The organism is Mesorhizobium sp. M1338, from assembly GCF_040318045.1.
In the GTDB taxonomy this organism is placed as follows: domain Bacteria; phylum Pseudomonadota; class Alphaproteobacteria; order Rhizobiales; family Rhizobiaceae; genus Mesorhizobium.
On sequence record NZ_JAMYLL010000001.1, the window covers coordinates 253,239 to 272,707 of the forward strand.

General features: G+C 63.2%; 14 protein-coding genes, 1 tRNA gene and 1 pseudogene. 6 read left to right on the forward strand and 10 right to left on the reverse strand.

The window, feature by feature from the left end; translation table 11 throughout:
* Window positions 1-53 precede the first annotated feature (53 nt).
* From NKH19_RS01275 to NKH19_RS01295, 5 genes are read right to left on the reverse strand one after another with little or no spacing between them, the layout of a single operon-like run.
* Window positions 54-1,565, reverse strand: a complete 1,512-nt coding sequence (locus NKH19_RS01275; protein WP_352863255.1) for an aldehyde dehydrogenase family protein — start codon at window positions 1,563-1,565, stop codon at window positions 54-56.
* A 9-nt stretch (window positions 1,566-1,574) separates the two neighbouring features.
* Complete coding sequence (locus NKH19_RS01280) at window positions 1,575-2,351, reverse strand: enoyl-CoA hydratase/isomerase family protein (RefSeq protein WP_352863257.1); 777 nt, start codon at window positions 2,349-2,351, stop codon at window positions 1,575-1,577.
* Entirely contained in the window at window positions 2,344-3,945 is a 1,602-nt protein-coding gene (locus NKH19_RS01285) for an acyl CoA:acetate/3-ketoacid CoA transferase (protein ID WP_352863259.1), read from the reverse strand. Before NKH19_RS01285 ends, NKH19_RS01280 begins: the two co-directional genes overlap by 8 nt.
* Window positions 3,942-4,958 (reverse strand): Gfo/Idh/MocA family protein, encoded by a 1,017-nt coding sequence (locus NKH19_RS01290; RefSeq protein WP_352863260.1) that lies wholly within the window; start codon window positions 4,956-4,958, stop codon window positions 3,942-3,944. Before NKH19_RS01290 ends, NKH19_RS01285 begins: the two co-directional genes overlap by 4 nt.
* On the reverse strand, window positions 4,955-6,013 hold the full coding sequence (locus NKH19_RS01295) for a LacI family DNA-binding transcriptional regulator (protein ID WP_352863261.1): 1,059 nt from the start codon (window positions 6,011-6,013) through the stop codon (window positions 4,955-4,957). Before NKH19_RS01295 ends, NKH19_RS01290 begins: the two co-directional genes overlap by 4 nt.
* A gap of 241 nt (window positions 6,014-6,254) precedes the next feature.
* On the opposite strand from NKH19_RS01295, the gene NKH19_RS01300 reads away from it, so the two are divergent.
* A complete protein-coding gene (locus NKH19_RS01300; protein ID WP_352863262.1) occupies window positions 6,255-7,409 on the forward strand; it encodes a dihydrodipicolinate synthase family protein in 1,155 nt (384 codons plus the stop codon).
* 227 nt (window positions 7,410-7,636) lie between these two features.
* The gene (locus NKH19_RS01305) at window positions 7,637-7,846 is read left to right on the forward strand and encodes a hypothetical protein (protein ID WP_352863263.1); all 210 of its coding nucleotides are present in this window, start codon (window positions 7,637-7,639) and stop codon (window positions 7,844-7,846) included.
* Window positions 7,847-8,001: 155 nt separating this feature from the next.
* Here NKH19_RS01305 and NKH19_RS01310 read toward each other — a convergent pair.
* Window positions 8,002-8,076: transfer RNA gene (locus NKH19_RS01310), tRNA-Val, on the reverse strand.
* 116 nt (window positions 8,077-8,192) lie between these two features.
* The gene (gene cpdR, locus NKH19_RS01315) at window positions 8,193-8,555 is read right to left on the reverse strand and encodes a cell cycle two-component system response regulator CpdR (RefSeq protein ID WP_010911372.1); all 363 of its coding nucleotides are present in this window, start codon (window positions 8,553-8,555) and stop codon (window positions 8,193-8,195) included.
* 163 nt (window positions 8,556-8,718) lie between these two features.
* On the opposite strand from cpdR, the gene NKH19_RS01320 reads away from it, so the two are divergent.
* Window positions 8,719-9,666 (forward strand): N-formylglutamate amidohydrolase, encoded by a 948-nt coding sequence (locus NKH19_RS01320; protein WP_352863264.1) that lies wholly within the window; start codon window positions 8,719-8,721, stop codon window positions 9,664-9,666.
* Window positions 9,667-10,021: 355 nt separating this feature from the next.
* Entirely contained in the window at window positions 10,022-10,795 is a 774-nt protein-coding gene (gene hisN, locus NKH19_RS01325; protein ID WP_352863266.1) for a histidinol-phosphatase, read from the forward strand.
* Window positions 10,796-10,804: 9 nt separating this feature from the next.
* Here the strand turns inward: hisN and NKH19_RS01330 are convergent.
* Window positions 10,805-11,062: pseudogene (locus tag NKH19_RS01330) on the reverse strand (AraC family transcriptional regulator); the annotation flags it as partial.
* Window positions 11,047-12,024: an alpha/beta fold hydrolase gene (locus NKH19_RS01335; protein ID WP_352863267.1), complete on the reverse strand. Its 978-nt coding sequence runs from the start codon at window positions 12,022-12,024 to the stop codon at window positions 11,047-11,049. The pseudogene NKH19_RS01330 and the gene NKH19_RS01335, both read right to left, overlap by 16 nt.
* Before the next feature lie 478 nt (window positions 12,025-12,502).
* Between NKH19_RS01335 and NKH19_RS01340 the strand changes: the two genes are divergently transcribed.
* Window positions 12,503-12,970: an Hsp20 family protein gene (locus NKH19_RS01340; RefSeq protein WP_352863269.1), complete on the forward strand. Its 468-nt coding sequence runs from the start codon at window positions 12,503-12,505 to the stop codon at window positions 12,968-12,970.
* A gap of 70 nt (window positions 12,971-13,040) precedes the next feature.
* On the opposite strand, the gene NKH19_RS01345 is transcribed toward NKH19_RS01340, so the two are convergent.
* Window positions 13,041-14,090, reverse strand: a complete 1,050-nt coding sequence (locus tag NKH19_RS01345) for a threonine aldolase family protein (RefSeq protein WP_352863271.1) — start codon at window positions 14,088-14,090, stop codon at window positions 13,041-13,043.
* Window positions 14,091-14,592: 502 nt separating this feature from the next.
* Here NKH19_RS01345 and gltB point away from each other — a divergent pair.
* On the forward strand, window positions 14,593-19,344 hold the full coding sequence (gene gltB / locus NKH19_RS01350; RefSeq protein ID WP_352863272.1) for a glutamate synthase large subunit: 4,752 nt from the start codon (window positions 14,593-14,595) through the stop codon (window positions 19,342-19,344).
* Window positions 19,345-19,469: the final 125 nt, after the last annotated feature.

Below are 19,469 nucleotides of genomic sequence, written 5' to 3' on the forward strand. Positions count from 1 at the left end.
TCCTCCCTTGTTGCATTACACGACCGGTGGAAGCCCACCGGGTTCTTCTCAACTCAGCCGACCCACCATCCGGTGCGTTGGCCGCGATGAAACTGGATTGTCTTTTCCTCGGTATAATCCTCAACGGCGCGTTTGCCGAGTTCGCGTCCGAGACCGGACTGCTTGTAGCCTCCGAAAGGCAGCTCGGGATAACCTTCCATGAATGTGTTCACCCAAACGGTCCCCGAACGCACCCCACGCGCCACCGACATGCAAGTGTCGATGCTGGCGCTCCACACGCCCGCCGACAAACCATAGGGCGTGTTGTTGGCGATGTGCAACGCCTTTTCAATCGATTCAAAAGTCAGCACCGAGAGCACCGGTCCGAACACTTCCTCGCGCGCTATGGCCATATCCTCGGTGACGCCGCGGATGATGGTGGGATCGAGGTATTGGCCGGCATTGGAGGCCAACTGCTTGCCACCGCTGTAGACGCTGCTGCCTTCGTTGGCAGCTGCCGCGACGTAATCCGCCACCTTGGCCAAGTGGTCGGATGAGATCATTGCGCCGACCTTGGTCTGGTCGTCGAGCGGATCGCCGACCGTCACCCTGGCCGTGAGCGCCTTGACGGCGCTGAGAAAATCGTCGGCGATCGCCTCGTGCACGATCAGCCGGCTGCCGGCATTGCAGCATTCGCCGGCGTTGAAGAAGCCGCCGAACACCGCCGCGTCGGCGGCCGCATCGAGGTCGGCGTCGGGGAAGACGATCTGGCCGTTCTTGCCGCCGAGCTCCATCGAAACTTTCTTCAGCGACTGTGCGGCCGAGGCCATCGTCATCTTGCCTACGCGGGTGGAGCCGGTGAACGACACCATCTCGACCAGGGGATGGCTGACCATCGGCGCACCGACATCAGCGCCGAGGCCGGCGAGAATGTTGACTGCGCCGGCGGGCAGGCCGGCCTGCATCAGGATATCGCCGAGCACGAAGGTCGAGGCCGAGGTCATCTCACTCGGCTTGACCATCGCCGTGCAGCCGGCGGCGAGCGCGAAGGGCAGCTTCTGGCTGACGATCAGGAAGGGGAAATTCCACGGTGTGATGATCGAGACAACGCCGATCGGTTCACGCAGCACGACACCCAGCATGGCATCGCCGAGATTGGCGTAGGATTCGCCGTGCAGCGTGCGGGCGAGCGATGCGGCATAGCGCCAGATGTCGACGGCGCCGCCGATCTCGCCGCGCGCCTGGGCGATCGGCTTGCCCGATTCCAGCGCGTCGAGCCGGGCGATCTCTTCCAGCCGCGCCTCGATCAGGTCGGCCGCCTTGAGCAGGATCGCGGCACGTTCGGCCGCTTTCATGCGCGGCCACGGGCCGGTTTCGAACGCCTTGTGAGCAGCCTGCACCGCGGCTTCCACTTCGCCCTCGCCGGCTTGTGCATAGTGCGAGACGGTGAAGCCGTGGCCGGGGCTATTGCGAGCAATCGTGCGGCCGTCGCGGGCATCGATATGCTTGCCGTCGATCAGCAGCCTGTAGGCTTTCGGCGCCGCGGACGCCTCGGCCGGCATGGAAATCTTGAGGGGTGCGTTCATGTGTTTCCTCTAGGATCTCGAAAAGGCCGGCTTCTGCTTGGTCTTGAAAGCACCGACGCCGGCCTTGAGATCGCCCGTCATGGCGATTAAGCCACTGGCCAGCGCTTCAGTGGCGGCGGCACTTTCCTCGCCTTCGGCGACAGCGATCATCAATTTGGCGGCTTCCGTCGCCAGCGGACCGCGCTCGGCGATCTTTTCGGCCCATGCCTTGGCTTCGTCGTGCGCCTCGCCGGTCTCGACCACCCGGTCGACCACACCCAGGGCCAGTGCTTCAGGGGCGAGAAAGATCTCGCCGCCCAGTGCCATGCGGCGCACCGTCTGCGCACCGAAGCGGCGCACGGCGCGCTGCGTGCCGGACCAGCCGGGAACAACGCCGATCGAGGTTTCGGGAAAGCCCAATTTCACATGTGTTTCCGCGACGCGGAAATCACAAGCCACAGCCAGTTCCAGCCCGCCGCCCAGCGCATGGCCGGACAGAACGGCGATGGTCGGTTGCCTGAGCCGCGCCAGCCTGTCGAAGACGCGATGGCCATAGCGCACCCATTGCACCTGGAAATCGGCGGCACTCATCCGCGCCCAGGCCTCGACATCGCCGCCGGCGCAAAAGCCCTTGCCTTCGCCGCGCAGCAACACGACGCGTACGCCTTCCGCCATCTCGGCCGCGTCGAGCGCCGTCTCCAGCGCCCGCAGCATCGGGATGTCGAGCGCGTTGAATTTCTCCGGCCGGCGCAGCGTGACGATGCCGATGGCACCACCCTGCTCGAAGGTGACGAGACGCTCAGCCATGCGCGCCTCCGAGCGAGGCGGCGCCATTCAGCGACAGGCCCATCGGCTGGTCCAGGTAGAGCGCGCTCGGTGTCGTCTTGAGGTCCTTGGTAATGCCTAGCGGAAATTCGGCCTGCGCCAGCACATCGCGCTGCAGATCGATGCCGGGTGCGAGTTCGGTTACCACCAGCCCGTCCGGCGTCAGCTTCATCACGCAGCGCTCGGTGACGTAGGTGATGTCCTGTCCCTGCGCGACCGCGCGCTTGCCCGAGAACGAGATGTGCTCGACCTCCGCGACCACCTTCTTGACCTTGCCCTCCGCGTCGATGCGGATGCCGCCATCGGCCAGTGACAGCTTGGCCCCGGCATTGAAGAAACCGGAGAAGACGATCTTCTTCGCCCGTGCGGTGATGTCGACAAAGCCGCCGGCACCGGCGGTGACGTGCGGCCTTGCCGAAAGCTTCGAGACGTTGACCGAGCCGTGGCGGTCGATCTGCAGGAAGGACAGCAGCGAGGCATCGAAGCCGCCGGCCTGGAAGTAGATGAACTGGTGCGGCGAGGGCATGAAGGCGTCGGCGTTCGATGAGCAGCCGAATTTGAAGTCGAGCAGCGGCACGCCGCCGACCGCGCCCTGTTCGATCACCCAGGTGACCTTGCCGTGCTGGCCTTCCTCGAGAAGGATGCGCGGCACATTGGCGGAGATGCCGAAGCCGATGTTGACGGCCATGCCGTCGCGCAGCTCCATGGCGACGCGGCGCGCGATCACCTTCTGGACGTTCATCTCGGCATTGCGGAAGCTCGACAGCGGCCGGAAGATTTCACCCGAGATGGCCGGGTCGTAGGGCGTCAGCGTCGTCTGCAACTGGTCGGGCGCGACGACGATATGGTCGACCAGCACGCCGGGAACGCGCACATCATGAGGCTTCAGTGTGCCGTTTTCGACGACGCGCTTGACCTGAGCAATGACGACGCCGCCATTGTTGCGGGCGGCGAGCGCCTGTTCGAGGCCGCCGAGATAGGCGCCCTCGTGCTCGTACGTGAGGTTGCCGCGCTCGTCGGCCGTGGTGGCGCGGATGATCGAGACATCAGGCACGATCGAGCGGAAATAGAGCCATTCCTCGCCATCGAACTGCTGCACCGAAACGATCGGCTCGCTGGCGGCGGCGTTCATGGCGCACCCCTGGTGTCGGGGGTCGGCGAAGGTATCGAGACCGACCTTGGTCAGCACGCCCGGCCGCTTGGCGGCGGCTTCGCGGTGCATATCGAATAGGATGCCGGACGGCACGTTGTAGGCGGCGACCGAATTGTCGCCGATCATCTTCCAGATCTGCGGCGGCTCGGAAGAGGAGGGGCCGGACGGATAGGAGCCGCACAAAGTGCGCTTCAGCAGGCCGGGTTTGGCAAGATGGTCGATACCCCTAATGCCATACATGTCGCCGGCGGCGATAGGATGCAGTGTGGTGATGTTCTTTGGATGGCCTTCCCCATCGAAGCGCTCGCCGATGGCGGCCAGCACGGCGTCCGGGCAGCCGAGGCCGCTGGATGAGGACACGGACACGACCATGCCATCCTTGATCAGGCCGGCGGCTTCAGCTGCGGAAACGACCTTGCTCAATTCATGCTCCCGAGTTTCGGGTCGATCTTGACGGACTTGCCGGAACTGGCAGATTGCAGCGCTGCTTCGGCAGCGGTCAGCGACCAAATGCCGTCCTCGCCGGTGGCGGAGGGCTGACCCTCGCCACGGATCGCGGTGTGGAACTGGCGCACGGAGCGCGCATAAAGATCCTCGCGGTCGAAGCTCAATTCCTCTTCGCCTGCCGCGGTGCGAAGCATCACCGAGCCGACCGGCCTCTGTGTCATCACATTGCCGGCAATCAGCGAGCCTTCCGAGCCATGCACCTCGAAGCCGGTGCCGGCGAACTTGGTGGTGAAGCCCTCATGCGACTGGGCAATGACGCCCGATTTGAAGCGCCAGATGCACATGGCGCCATCTTCCAGCCCGTTGCCGGCCATGCCGGCCGACTGGGTGAAAGCAGACACCTCGACCGGGTCGTCGCCGAGCACGAAACGCAGCGTGTCGGCGTCATGCACGGTGATATCGAGCACCACACCGCCGCCTGCCTCGGGCTTGGCAATGCGCCAGCCCTGCAGGCTTTCGGGCAAATAGACGGAATGGAAGACACGCGCGGCGATCGGCTTGCCGATGCGGCCGGCGGCGATCGCCTCGCGCATGGCGCGATGCGCGCCGGCGTTCCGCAGATGATGGTTGGTGCCGAGTACGACGCCGGCGGCCCTGGCGGCAGCGACCATCGTGCGCGCACCGGCACTGCTCAGCGCCAGTGGCTTTTCGCACAGAACGTGCTTTCCCGCCTTGATCGCGGCGAGCGCCTGCTCGAGGTGCAATTCGTTGGTGGTCGAGATGTAGACGGCGTCGATGTCGGCGCCGAGCAGGGCATCGAGCGTCGAGACGGCAAGCGGAATGTTGTTTTCCCCGGCATAGGCGGTGGCGCGCTCGGGGCTGGAACTCATCACCGCCGCGATCTCGCCGTCGCCTTGCGCACGGATGGCGTTGATCATGAACTGTCTGGCGATCGTGCTGGCGCCGATCAACCCCCATCTGACGCTCATGCCGCGTCCCCCGAACCCGCGGGCCTGTTTCGGGCGCGGCGATCCGGGCCGCAGCTTTCCCTGACCACGAGATTGACCGCGCCGATATGATCCTCGGCCCGCGTGGTGCGCGACTGGATCATTTTCAGCATGACATGGGCGGCACGTTCGCCGAGGCCCGCCGAGTCCACCGCGACGCTGGTCAGAGCCGGCATGTAATGCTCGGCCTCGGCCACGTCGTCGAAGCCGACGATGGCGAAATCAGCGCCCGGCTCAAGCCCACGCTTGCGCAGCGCCAGCATGGCGCCAAAGGCGACGGCGTCGTTGAAGCAGAGTGCCGCGGTCGGCGGTTCAGCCATCATGAGAGCGGTCTCCAGGCACGCGATACCACCTCTGCGGCTGGTCTCGCCTTCGACGACAAGCGCGTCACCGGCGGCAATGCCCTGCGTCTCGCAGGCTTCGCGAAATCCGCCAAGCCGCTCGTGATAGACCACCATATCGGACGAGCCGCCGAAGAAGACCAGCCGGCGATGTCCCTTGCCGATCAGATGAGCGGTGGCGAGATAGGCACCGCGATGATTGTCGGGCGCGATCACGGGGATGCGGCTTTCCGGTAGCCGGCGCATGGCGAAGACCACCGGCAGGCCCGCCGTCTCGATCCTGCGGAAGGCGCCCGGCGTCGTGCCGCGCGCCGGCGACACGATGAGGCCGGCGACACCTTGCTCCATCAGCGACTTCAGCACTTCTTCCTGGCGCACCGGATTTTCCGCCGTGTTGGCGATGAATGGCACGATGCCGGCCGACTGAAAGACGCGTTCCATGCCGACCGCCAGTTCCGCGAAGAAAGGATTGGTGAGATCGTTGATGACCATGCCGATGACATTGGAGTGAGCCTTGCGCAGATTGGCGGCGCCGCGGTTGTAGACGTAGCCGACATCCTCGATCGCCTTGCGCACCTTGCTTGCGGTCTCAGGCCGGATCAGCCCGCTGCCCTGGAGCACGAGCGATACCGTCGATTTGGACACGCCCGCTTCGCGGGCGATGTCGAATATCGTCGCCTTGGCCCGGCTGGCCATTCAGATGCACCCTTCCGATTTGATGGTCAAATCTATTGGAACGTTCTAATCATCGCGTCGATCCCGAGTCAATCCGGATTTTTCAATGGTGCTGAATGATCGACTGTATGCGCTCAAACGGCATGTGTTATAAGGCTTTCTGTGTTGCAATGCAGCATTCGCCTGTGAATGAACCCTGAATCTCAAAGCTTCTTGATTTATTGGAACGTTCCATTTAATAGGCGCGGGAAAGGAGAGATCGATGGACATTTCCTTGCCTGGTGAGGATGGCCGCAGTACCCGCTACGCGCTTGCCGGCCAGCCGGTGCAGCCTGTGATCGGCGCGCGGTTTTCCCGCATCGCCTATGCCGCCGCGCATGTCGTTGCCGATCCGCTTGCGATGACCGATCCGTGGTCCAGGCCGGTGGTCGACTGGGACAGGACGATGGCGTTCCGGCGCCATCTGTGGCGGCTCGGCTTCCGCATCGCCGAGGCGATGGACACGTCGCAGCGCGGCATGGGCTTCGACTGGACAAACGCGCAGGAATTGATCCGCCGCTCGATCGCCGAGGCGCGTACCATCGATGGCGCCGACCTGGCCTCGGGCGCCGGCACCGATCATCTGGCGCCGGCCGCTGCCAGGACGCTCGATGACGTGATCACCGCCTATGAGCAGCAGTTCGCTTTCATCGAAGGACTTGGCGGCAAGGCGATCATGATGGCCAGCCGGGCGCTCGCGGCGACGGCCAAGGGCCCGGATGACTATGCGCGTGTTTACGACCGCATCCTGTCCCAGGCATCCGGCAAGGCCATCCTGCACTGGCTGGGCGACATGTTCGATCCGGCGCTCAAGGGCTATTGGGGCAGCAGCGATTTCGAGGCCGCGCTCGACACAGTCGTCGCCATCATCGAACGCCACGCCGACAAGGTGGCAGGGATAAAAATCTCGCTGCTCGATGCCGGCAAGGAGGTCGCGCTCAGGAACCGCCTGCCGGAGGGCGTCGTCATGTTCACCGGTGACGACTTCAACTACCCCGAACTGATCGCCGGCGACGAGCAAAGGCATTCGCATGCGCTGCTCGGTATCTTCGACGCCATCGCGCCCGTCGCCAATGCAGCACTGGCGAAACTGGCGGAGGGGAACCGCGCCGGCTATGACGCATTGATGGCGCCGACCGTGCCGCTGTCGCGAAAGATCTTCGAGGCGCCGACCGAATATTACAAGGCCGGCATCGTCTTCATGGCCTGGCTGAACGGCCATCAGGACCATTTTGCGATGGTCGGCGGCATGCAGTCGGCGCGCGGCATCCGTCACTATGCCGATGTCTTCCGCCTTGCCGACCAAGCCGGATTGCTGGCCGCTCCGGACCTGGCGGTTGCCAGGATGAAAAGTCTTTGCGCCGTCGCGGGTGTCTAGGTCCGCGACGAGGCCCTCGAAGTAGCCGGTCGTGCGGGACTTGCTGTCACGCGAACGCCGCGCCTGCTTCAAACAATAGCTCCGGGGCATGGAGGTCTCGTGAGGCCCTTCGTCGCCATGCGGCACAAAATGATCTTCGCCGGCATGCGCAATTCTCTTTGAACAAATTTCTCCCGAGGCGCGACCAAGCGATGTGTCCAAACATGGTCCATCAAGGAGAATGTCTCATGTTTACTGTTTCGAGAAACGTCCTTTTGGCCGCCATCGCCGTTTCGGTGCTGGCCGGCTGCAAGACAACCAGTCCCAGGGAATGCGACAGGCAGAAGCCTGGCGTAACCTACAACGGCAAATGCTGCGGCACCGGCGAGCCTTGCCGCGAAGGCAAGGGCGGCACGCCGGACAGGCCGGGAAATACACCCGATCCAGAGCCGCAATGATCTGATCGCCCGCAGCCCGTTCCGGTTGGCGCCGGGACGGGCGCGTTGCGCTCGAAAAGCCCGCCAACGTCCAGTTTCCCTTGGGGCGAACGAAATCGTCCAGCTCTGGCGAGCCGGCCAGGGTGCCGCTTTAAGATCTGACTGTCTGGATTGGATGGTGGGCGTGACAGGGATTGAACCTGTGACCCCTGCAATGTCAATGCAGTGCTCTCCCGCTGAGCTACACGCCCATCCGAAGCCGCGCATACACCATTTTTGATCCAGCGCGTCAATAGCAGGAAAAAGGAAAGAAGGCGTCGTCTCGCCGCAGTGGCGAAGAGGTGCGGCGCCTCGCTTGGAAAGCGGCTCAGGCCGCGTGCAGCATCTTCTCGACCTCGTTGACGAGGTCGCGCAGGTGGAACGGCTTCGACAGCACCTTGGCGTCTTTCGGTGCCTTGGAATCCGGGTTCAGCGCAACGGCGGCGAAACCGGTGATGAACATGACTTTCAAATCAGGATCTATCTCGGTGGCGCGGCGTGCCAGCTCGATGCCATCCATCTCCGGCATGACGATGTCGGTCAGCAGCAGCGAGAACGGCTCCTCGCGCAGCCGCTCATAGGCGCTGGCGCCATTGTCGAAATCGCTAACCTGGTAACCCGCGCGCTCAAGCGCCTTGACGAGGAACCGACGCATATCGTCGTCGTCTTCCGCCAGAAGAATGCGTGCCATGATATCCCGTCCGAATCACCCGCCCGAGGTTGCCGTTGGGCAAGCCCGTTAACCATCCTGTATATGAGGAGGTGAGGGTAAACATCAAGTGAACGCGGAAGGCGATGATCCATATTTGCCCCGGCTGCGCGGCCGCTGAAATGCTGGACACGCGGCCAGCAAGGTGGCACTTTCACATGATGATGCACTGGTGTTTTCGGGTTCGTTCAAATTGAAGACGGCAGCCGAGGATTTTTCGGTCTTTCCACCCTTCGAAATCCGGTTGGGCGCCGAGCAGCGCGTCCCCTCCCCCTTCCTCTTCAACTCACCGCATAGCGGCCGCCACTATCCAGAACGCTTCCTGGCCATGGCGAGGCTGGACCGCAACGCCATCCGCCGATCGGAAGACTGTTACGTCGATGAGCTGTTCGGCGGCGCCGTCGCGCTCGGCGCACCGATGCTGGCGGCGAATTTCCCGCGGGCCTATCTCGACGTCAACCGCGAGCCGTGGGAGCTCGATCCGCGTATGTTCGCCGAGCCGGTGCCGTCCTTCTGCAATATCCGCTCGGCGCGGGTGGCCGGTGGACTTGGCACGGTGCCGAAGTTGGTCGGCGAGGGGCTCGATATCTATCCCGGCCGCTTGCCGCTGGCCGAAGCGGTCGCCCGCATCGAGGCCGTCTACAAGCCTTATCATGAGACGCTGAAGCGGCTTTTGACCAGGACTCATGCGCGTTTCGGCTTCGCCGTGCTGATCGATTGCCACTCGATGCCGGCGAGCATTCGTGTCGGCGACAGCGGCGTGCGGCCCGACTTCATCATCGGCGATCGTTTCGGCATCTCGGCCGCCGCGGCCCTGACCGAGACCGCGATCGGCCTGCTCACCGCCATGGGCTATACCGTCGCCCACAACAAGCCCTATGCCGGCGGCTTCATCACCGAGCACTATGGCCGCCCGGCGCGCCATCTGCATGCGCTGCAGATCGAGGTCAATCGCGGGCTCTACATGAACGAGCGGACATTCGAGAAGGCCGCCGGCTTCGACGCTCTGGCCGACGATTTGACGCGATTTTCAGCCGACCTGATGTCGATGCCCGACCATCATTTCGTCGACCTGCCACTGGCCGCGGAGTGAAATCCGCCTTGTATGCATGTCGTTGCCCCATGCTTTTGGGCGACATGCATTGGAAATCGCGGCGTAAAAAAAGACCGCATCGTTTGCACGATACGGTCGAAGTCTAGGGAGGAAACGCCCAAGGAGGGCATGGACAGGAAAACCTGTCCGAGGATGAGGGTATTGTGCGCTGCACAAATGTCAAGCGACCTTCAGGCTTTTTTAATTCACTCTGATGTGGAAATTGCGTTTCGACGGTGCTTGTGTGACATCCAGGCAACAGATGGCGCTGCGGAAAAATCGTCGAACACCCTTGTTTTGGCACAAAATTGGCGGCAGAGCACGGCTTGAGCATGCTGCAATGCGGGAGAATCAGTTGGACATCAGCATCGATTTCATGCGCCGCATCGCGCAGGCAGCGGCGGCGGAGACCTTGCCGCGCTTTCGTAGCCAGGGGACTGTCGCCAACAAGGAAAAGGGCAGTTTCGACCCGGTCACCGAGGCCGATCGCGAGGCTGAGCGCGCCATCCGGACGCTGATATCGGCGCGGTATCCCGACCATGGTATCCTCGGCGAGGAGCACGGTAGCGAGAACATTTCGAGCCGGCATGTCTGGGTGATCGACCCGATCGACGGCACCCGCGCCTTCATTTCCGGCCTGCCGGTATGGGGGACGCTGGTTGGGCTGACGGTAGATGGCGATGCTGTGGCCGGCATGATGTCACAGCCCTTCACCGGTGAGCTTTTCTACGCCAACGCCTCCGGCTCTCACTATGAGGGTCCAGGCGGTCCGCGAAAACTGACAACCCGCAAGACGACGAAGCTGGCCGAGGCGACGCTATTCACCACCACGCCGGCACTGTTCAAGGACGAGGCGCGCAATCGCTACGACCAGTTCGAGAAACAGGTTCAGCTCGCTCGCTACGGCACCGATTGCTACGCCTTTGCCATGATCGCGTCGGGAAGCGTCGATATCGTCGCCGATCCCGGTTTGAAGCCCTACGACATCGTGGCGCTGATCCCGATCATCGAGAAGGCCGGTGGTGTCGTCACCACATTCGATGGCGGACCAGCGGAACAGGGCGGTGACGTGCTCGCCGCAGCAACGCCGGAGCTTCACGCGGCTGCCATGGCCGCCTTGCGCGGCTGATATTATATTTCAGCGCGACCTTATCGAGCGCTGGAATTCCGCTGGCGTGCGGCCGTAAACCTGTCTGAAAGCGGAACTGAAATGGCTGTGGCTGGAGAGCGCGCGCGCCAGCCGCAGGCGCAGATGGTAGCGGTAGAGCGGCATGGCCTCGACCTGCTGGAAGACTTGCGTCAGATAGACCGGCGAGACGCCGACCTCGGCGGCAATGTCAGCCAATGTCCAGCGCCGTGACAGCCAGCGATCGGCGCTTATCAGGCAGTCGGGTCGTCGCTGCCGGGAATGAAGGCATCGAAGGCGGCGAGCAACTGCTCACGGTAGATGTCGGCTTCCTGCAGGATTTCGTGACGGGAACCGTCGATCATCAGCAGCGAACCGAGCCGCAGACGCCTGGCGTAGGCTTCCACGGCCCTGGTCGAGACGACCTGGTCGGCGCCGGCGGCGATTATCAGCAGCGGAATCTGGATCCGAGCCATGAAGTCGGGGTCGCTGACGGCTTCAGAGGCTTTCGCGGCTGCCCGCAGCCAGCGGATCGTGGGGCCCCCAAGTGCCAGTTGCGGGTACTCTTCGTAGATCCGCGTGTTGCGCCGATAGCGCACCGGGTCGCTCGTCAGCTTGTTGGTCTCGAACGGGGCCGTCACCTTCGGCCGCGGGCCCCAGGCGGCATAGAGCCGGCCGAGGCCGACAGCGCAAAACAGCGAACACACGCGGCGAACCGTCGATATCGAGACCGGCAGATCGGGCAGCGTCAGGAAGGGCGCGATCAGCACCATGCGCCGCACGCGGTTCACCATCGACCGCGCGGCAAGCAGGGTGATCAATGCGCCCGCCGAATGCGCCAGGATGTAGTAGGGACCCCGGCAGTCGGGCAGCACGATCTCCTCGAAGAACTGTTCGAGGTCCGCGGTATAGTCGCCGAAGCTCCTGACATAGCCGCGCTGGCGATCGCGGATCAGCCGGTCGGAATCGCCCTGGCCGCGCCAGTCGAGGGTGGCGACGCCAAAGCCGCGATCGGCGAGGTTGCGGATGGTTTCGAAATATTTCTCGATGCACTCGTTGCGGCCAGACAGCAGGACCACGGTGCCCTTCATCGGGCGAGCGACCGCGCCGAACAGGCCGTAGCGGATCTTCTTGCCTTCGCGCGTGGTGAAGAAGCCGCCGGAAGCGTTTTCCGGCCGCGGATTGCCCTCAATTTCGTGAAAAAGGGGGTTGTCGTTGAAAAGATCCGTCATTCGGCGCTTCGTGCTTGGCGTCTCGCATGCCTGCCTGTGCCGGCCGGCTCGCTAAGGTGATAGACGCCCATGCGCCAAAAGCAAAGCAATTCACGGCAACGGAGGCTGCAACGGGGAAGGCCGGAAGCCGCTTGAAAGCATGCTTCCGGCCTCTGTCGATCCGGGAGGAAGGGACGTTGACACCCGGTCGGCCTCGGTGCGGTGCCTGTTGTGCAATCGGCGCCGCCAATCCTTGATCCTGGAATGCACCTTAGCCCCGGTTGTCTGAACGCGCGCCGAAGCGACGGTTCATCTGCCGTTCATCAAGGCACCAGCCGCACGGCTTCTTTGCCACCGGATGTAATCTTGAAATGCATTCGAGCGCTCCCCAAATGTCTGGTGCGGCCGCCAATGTTGGGGCCGCTGGTCCAGCCGAAACGCCGCTCAAGGGTTTCGCACCGGCCATACGCAAACCATGTTGCTCAACAGGAGAACACTCATGCGTCACGTTGATTTTTCCCCGCTCTATCGTTCGACCGTCGGCTTCGACCGTCTCTTCACCATGCTCGATTCGCTTGCGCAGCCGGATGGCGCGCAGACCTATCCGCCCTACAACATCGAGCGCACCGGCGAGGATTCCTATCGCATCTCGATGGCGGTTGCCGGCTTCTCGGACGAGGAAATCTCGATCGAAGCCCATCGCAATGTGTTGACCGTGAAGGGTGAGCGCAAGGACGAGGGCACCGGCGAAGGGTCCGAACTGCTCTACCGCGGTATCGCTTCGAGGGCTTTCGAGCGCCGCTTCCAGCTTGCCGATCACGTCGAAGTTGTCGGCGCCGCGCTGAAGAATGGCCTGCTCTTCGTCGACCTCACGCGCAACATTCCCGAGGAACTGAAGCCGCGCAAGATTGCGATCACCTCGGCTCCGGCCAAGGCCAAGCAGATCGAGGCCAAGTCCGCCAATTAAACCTGTAGCCTCCCAAGGCAAAGGCGGCGCCGAAAGGCGTCGCCTTTTTTGTTGTCCGGGACATCGATTATCAAGCGATCAACTGACCAAAGCGGTCGACTTCCCCTGCCGTGGTGGCGAAGCTGGTGACGAAGCGATAGAGCAGCTCGTCCTCGCTGATGTGGCCGTCAAAGCCATGTGGCTTATGCCAGTCGTAGAAGGCAGCGCCGGCTGCCTGCAGCTTTTCGGCGTCGGCTTTCTTGATCACCGCGAACACCTCATTCGCCTGCGGCAGCCAGGCCAGCTTTGCCGTGGCCGAATCCTCGATCGCCGCCGCAAGGCGCGCGGCCATGGCGTTGGCGTGGCGGGCGGTGTCCAGCCACAATCCATCCTTGAAATAGGCCTCGAACTGCGCCGCGACGAAGCGGGATTTCGAAAACAGCTGGGCGGCGCGCTTGCGCAGGAAGGCCAATTCCCTGGCGCGGTCGAGATCGAACAGCACGATCGCCTCCGCGCACCAACAGCCGTTCTTGGTGCCGCCGAAGGAGAGGATGTCGACGCCGCGTTTCCAGGTCATTTCGGCTGGCGTCGTGTCGAGCGCGACGAGCGCGTTGGCGAAGCGGGCGCCATCCATGTGCAGGGGCACCGAATGTCGTTTGGCGATCACCGAGATCGTCGCGATCTCATTCAGCCCGTAGATAGTGCCGACCTCGGTCGACTGGGTGATCGAAACGGCCATCGGCCGTCCCCAATGGACGATTTCGGGCGCGAAACGGCCGATGGTCCGTTCCAGATTGTGCGGGTCGATCTTGCCAAGCGCGCCATCGATCTCATGCAGGCGCGAGCCGCCGGAAAAATATGACGGCGCGCCGCATTCGTCCTCGATGACATGCGATTCGCGGTGGGCGAAGGAGATGCCGCCAGGCTTGTTATAGGCGGTCAGCGCCAGCGAGTTGGCGGCAGTGCCGGTTGCGACGAAGAACACCGCGACCTCGCGTTCGAAAATCTCATTGAATCGCTGATAGACTGCCTTGTCGAGCGCACCGTCGCCATAGGCGTTGGAAAAGCCGCCGGCATTGGCCGACAGGCCAGCAACGATATTGGGATGGGCGCCTGCCCAATTGTCGGAAGCGAAGAACATGCATCTGCCTATGTCTAGGGAATCGGGGTTTTGGGGAAATCGGGGTTTGGGGAAGTCAGCCTGAAGTTGACCGGTTTCGCGTGCTGATCGCAAGGGGCCAGACGCCGGAAAATCGGTAACGCCAGCCAGGCCGGCAGGGCAGAGATTGGCGACTGAACCTTACGTTTTTACCCGACTTCACGTAATTTTCTGTCGCGAAAGGCCCAAGTTTTTTGTGAATCGGTCTTGTATGCGTCCGGAATTTCTGTCATAAAAATTTAGGACAGTAGTGCTGTCTTATTTTGTCGCACAAAACGAGCTGGATTGGCGTATCATTTGGGCCTCTCCGGCTGTTGCCGCGAGCGACAGGTGGACGGCCTCAATCTGGCCTGTACGATACGAACCATGTGGAAAGCCGCCTGGTCCGGCAAGGATTTCGCAAGACGTGCCGCAAGGATCAGGGTGAGCCAAGCGCTTGCCGAGGCAAACCAGCGCCCGACGGGCTGGGAACGGAGGACAGGAGATGACGGACATGACGCACTCTGCGACGAACGGCCAGGCCGCGCAGACGAAAGCGGCAGCCGTCAAAAATACGTCCCTGACCAATATCGGTAGATCCAACATTGGCCGCACCGGCAACGGCTTTTCCGCCCGAGGCCTCTACGATCCGCGCAACGAGCATGACGCCTGCGGCGTCGGCTTCATCGTCAACATGAAGGGCGTGAAGTCGCATCAGATCGTCAAGGACGGGCTTGCCGTGCTCGAAAACCTGACGCATCGCGGCGCCGTCGGTTCCGATCCCCTGGTCGGCGATGGCGCCGGCGTGCTGGTGCAGCTTCCCGATCGTTTCTTCCGCGAGGAGATGGCGGCCCAGGGCATCGACCTGCCACCGGCGGGCCAGTACGGAGTCGGACATTGGTTCATGCCGCAGGACGCGGCACTTCGCGCCCATATCGAGGACATCATCGCCGAATCGGCGCAATCCGAGGGGCTTCCGCTCATCGGTTTCCGTGACGTGCCCGTCGACAATTCGTCGTTGTCGAAGGCGGCTGATATCGTGGCGTCCGAGCCGTTCCACCGGCAGATCTTCATCGGACGCACGCCAGACATTACCGACGACGAGGAGTATGAGGCCAGGCTCTATCTGCTGCGCAAGGTCATATCGGGCCGCATCTATGCCGAGAACGACAACAAGGACATCGGCGCCTATTGCGTGTCGCTGTCGGCGCGCACGATCGTCTACAAGGGCATGTTCCTGGCCTATCAGGTCGGTGCCTATTACAAGGACCTGATCGATCCACGCTTCGAGACGGCACTGATCCTCGTCCACCAGCGCTTCTCGACCAACACCTTCCCATCGTGGAAGCTGGCGCATCCCTATCGCATGGTCGCCCACAATGGCGAGATCAACACCGTGCGCGGCAACAACAACTGGATGGCGGCGCGGCAGGCGTCCGTCGATTCCGAACTGTTCGGCAACAACATCTCGAAGCTTTGGCCGATCTCCTATGACGGCCAATCCGATACCGCCTGCTTCGACAATGCGCTCGAGTTCCTGTTCCAGGGCGGATACAGCCTCAGCCACGCCATGATGATGCTGATCCCGGAAGCCTGGGCCGGCAACAAGCTGATGGATGCCGATCGCAAGGCCTTCTACGAATACCATGCGGCACTGATGGAGCCGTGGGACGGACCGGCGGCGGTGGTCTTCACAGATGGCCGCCAGATCGGCGCCACGCTCGACCGCAACGGACTGCGCCCGGCGCGTTACATCGTTACCGACGACGACCGCGTCATCATGGCCTCGGAAGCCGGCGTGCTGCCGGTGCCGGAGGAGAAGATCGTCAAGAAGTGGCGGCTGCAGCCTGGCCGCATGCTGCTGATCGACCTGGAGAAGGGACGCATCGTTTCCGACGAGGAGCTCAAGTCGGAGATCGCGGCCAAGCATCCCTACAAGACCTGGCTCGCCAATACGCAGCTCATCCTGGAAGATCTGAAGCCGGTCGAGCCGCGCGAACTGCGCAGGGACGTCAGCCTGCTTGATCGCCAGCAGGCGTTCGGCTACAGCCAGGAAGACACCAAGCTGTTGATGTCGCCGATGGCGACGACAGGCCAGGAAGCCGTGGGCTCGATGGGTACCGACACGCCGATCTCGGCCATGTCGGACAAGTCGAAGCTGCTCTACACCTATTTCAAACAGAACTTCGCCCAGGTCACCAACCCGCCGATCGATCCGATCCGCGAGGAACTGGTGATGAGCCTTGTGTCCTTCATCGGGCCGCGGCCGAACATCTTCGACCTGGTCGGCAATTCGCGCCGCAAGCGGCTCGAGGTGCGCCAGCCGATCCTGACCAATGGCGATCTCGAAAAGATCCGCTCCATCGGCCACACCGAGGACCGCTTCGACACCAAGACGATCGACATCACCTATGGCTCCGCCGAAGGGGCCGCGGGCATGCAGGGCGCCATCGACCGCTTGTGCGAGCGGGCGGAGGCGGCGGTCGCCGGCGGCTACAACATCATCATCCTGTCCGACCGCCAGGTCGGGCCGGACCGCATCGCCATACCGGCGCTTCTGGCGACAGCCGCGGTCCATCATCACCTGATCCGCAAGGGGCTGCGCACCTCGGTCGGCCTCGTCGTCGAATCCGGCGAGCCGCGCGAGGTGCATCATTTCTGCTGCCTCGCCGGCTATGGCGCCGAGGCGATCAATCCTTACCTTGCCTTCGACACGCTGCTCGACATGCACAAGCGTGGCGAGCTGCCGAAGGAAGTGGACGCCTACGAAGTCGTCTCGCGCTACATCAAGTCGATCGGCAAGGGCATCCTCAAGGTGATGTCCAAGATGGGCATCTCGACCTACCAGTCCTATTGCGGCGCGCAGATCTTCGACGCCATCGGGCTGAAGACCGATTTCGTGCAGCAATATTTCACCGGCACAGCGACGCTGATCGAAGGCGTCGGGCTGGACGAGATCGCGACCGAGACGCTCAGCCGCCACGATGACGGTTTCGGCAACGACCCGGTGCTGCGCAACAGCCTCGAGGTCGGCGGCGAATACATGTTCCGCATGCGCGGCGAGGCGCATATATGGTCGCCCGACGCGGTCGCCACATTGCAGCACGCCGTGCGCCAGGGATCGTGGGAGACGTTCAAGGACTATTCCGCCCAGATCGACAGCGAGACGGCCCGCGCACAGACCATTCGCGGCCTGTTCAGGCTCAAGCTGGCCGAGGAGACTGGCCGAAAGAAGGTCGCGCTCGACGACGTCATGTCGGCGGCCGACATCGTCAAGCGGTTCTCGACCGGGGCGATGTCGTTCGGCTCGATCTCACGCGAGGCGCACACGACGCTGGCGCGCGCCATGAACCAGATCGGCGGCAAGTCGAACACCGGTGAGGGCGGCGAAGAGGCCGACCGCTATCTGCCGCTGCCTGGCGGCGGCAAGAACCCCGAACGCTCGGCGATCAAGCAGATCGCCTCCGGGCGTTTCGGCGTCACGGCCGAATACCTCGTCAATTCCGACATGATGCAGATCAAGGTGGCGCAGGGTGCCAAGCCCGGCGAGGGCGGCCAGCTGCCCGGCCACAAGGTCGACGCGACCATCGCCAAGGTCCGGCATTCGACGCCGGGCGTCGGCCTGATTTCGCCGCCGCCGCATCACGACATCTATTCGATCGAGGATCTGGCACAGCTGATCTACGATCTGAAGAACGTCAACCCGGCGGCCGACGTGTCGGTCAAGCTGGTGTCGGAAGTCGGCGTCGGCACGGTTGCGGCGGGCGTCGCCAAGGCGCGCGCCGACCACATCACCATCTCCGGCTATGATGGCGGTACCGGTGCCTCGCCGCTGACCTCGCTCAAGCATGCCGGCAGCCCGTGGGAAATGGGCCTCGCCGAGACGCACCAGACGTTGGTTCTGAACGGCTTGCGGTCACGCGTTGCGCTGCAGGTCGACGGCGGCTTGCGCACCGGCCGCGATGTCATCATCGGCGCGCTGCTCGGCGCCGACGAGTTCGGCTTCTCGACCGCGCCGCTGATCGCGGCCGGCTGCATCATGATGCGCAAGTGCCATCTCAACACCTGCCCGGTCGGCGTCGCGACGCAGGATCCGGTGCTGCGCAAGCGCTTCAAGGGTACGCCCGAGCACGTCATCAACTTCTTCTTCTACGTGGCGGAAGAGGTTCGCGGTCTGCTTGCCGAGATGGGCTACACCCATATCGACCAGATCATCGGCGACACCGACCTGCTGGAAAAGCGCGACCTGATCGTGCACTGGAAGGCACGCGGGCTCGATTTCTCGAAGATGTTCTTCAAGCCGGATGCGCCGCATGAAGCGGTGCATTGGACCGAGCGGCAGAAGCATCCGATCGACGACGTGCTCGACCGCAAGCTGATCGAACTGGCCAAGCCGGCGCTCGAAAGCAAGCAGCCGGTCAAGATCGAGGTCGACATCCGCAATGTCGACCGCTCGACCGGCGCCATGCTGTCGGGCGAAGTGGCCAAGCGCTTCAAGCACAAGGGCCTGCGCGAGGACACGATCTCGGTGAAGCTCACCGGTACCGCCGGCCAGTCCTTCGGCGCCTTCCTGGCGCGCGGCATTTCGTTCGAGCTTGTCGGCGCCGGCAACGACTATGTCGGCAAGGGCCTGTCGGGCGGCCGCATCGTCATCCGGCCGCCGGAAGAGGCCAAGATCGTCGCGGCGGACTCCATCATCGTCGGCAACACGGTGCTCTATGGCGCGACCGAGGGCGAGGCCTATTTCGCCGGTGTCGCCGGGGAGCGTTTCGCCGTGCGCAATTCGGGCGTGGCGGCTGTCGTCGAAGGCGTCGGCGACCATGGTTGCGAGTACATGACCGGCGGCATCGTCGTCGTCATCGGCCAGACCGGCCGCAACTTCGCCGCCGGCATGTCGGGTGGCGTCGCCTATGTGCTCGACGAGGCCGGCGATTTCGCGGAGCGTTGCAACATGGCGATGGTCGAGCTGGAACCGGTTCCGGAAGAAGACGATTTGATGGAAAGGCTGCTGCACCATGGCGGCGACCTTGATCACAAGGGTCGCGTCGACGTGTCCGGCGACATGACCAGCCATGACGAGGAGCGGCTCTACCAGCTGATCTCGAACCATGTTCACTACACCGGTTCGGTGCGCGGTCGCGAGATCCTCGACGACTGGACGACATTCCGGCCGAAATTCCGCAAGATCATGCCGGTCGAATACCGTCGCGCGCTGATCGAGATGGAACGCATGCGCATGGGCGTGGCGGCGGAATAGATTGGAATTGCCGGGAGGCCCAGGTTTCCCGGCCCATCTTCATCGATAGTTTGACCTCGTGCGAAAGGTTGCCATGGCTGCCTCAAGAGGTTAACGGGTGCGGCGAAAACCGCACCATCTGGACA

Bases quoted from the DNA above. Each gene is read 5' to 3' on its own strand.
- NKH19_RS01305 (WP_352863263.1), top strand. From the start codon at position 7,637: ATGTTTACTGTTTCGAGAAACGTCCTTTTGGCCGCCATCGCCGTTTCG.
- NKH19_RS01290 (WP_352863260.1), bottom strand. From the start codon at position 4,958: ATGAGCGTCAGATGGGGGTTGATCGGCGCCAGCACGATCGCCAGACAG.
- NKH19_RS01340 (WP_352863269.1), top strand. From the start codon at position 12,503: ATGCGTCACGTTGATTTTTCCCCGCTCTATCGTTCGACCGTCGGCTTC.
- cpdR (WP_010911372.1), bottom strand. From the start codon at position 8,555: ATGGCACGCATTCTTCTGGCGGAAGACGACGACGATATGCGTCGGTTC.
- NKH19_RS01280 (WP_352863257.1), bottom strand. From the start codon at position 2,351: ATGGCTGAGCGTCTCGTCACCTTCGAGCAGGGTGGTGCCATCGGCATC.
- gltB (WP_352863272.1), top strand. From the start codon at position 14,593: ATGACGGACATGACGCACTCTGCGACGAACGGCCAGGCCGCGCAGACG.
- NKH19_RS01300 (WP_352863262.1), top strand. From the start codon at position 6,255: ATGGACATTTCCTTGCCTGGTGAGGATGGCCGCAGTACCCGCTACGCG.
- NKH19_RS01345 (WP_352863271.1), bottom strand. From the start codon at position 14,090: ATGTTCTTCGCTTCCGACAATTGGGCAGGCGCCCATCCCAATATCGTT.
- NKH19_RS01275 (WP_352863255.1), bottom strand. From the start codon at position 1,565: ATGAACGCACCCCTCAAGATTTCCATGCCGGCCGAGGCGTCCGCGGCG.
- NKH19_RS01335 (WP_352863267.1), bottom strand. From the start codon at position 12,024: ATGACGGATCTTTTCAACGACAACCCCCTTTTTCACGAAATTGAGGGC.
- NKH19_RS01295 (WP_352863261.1), bottom strand. From the start codon at position 6,013: ATGGCCAGCCGGGCCAAGGCGACGATATTCGACATCGCCCGCGAAGCG.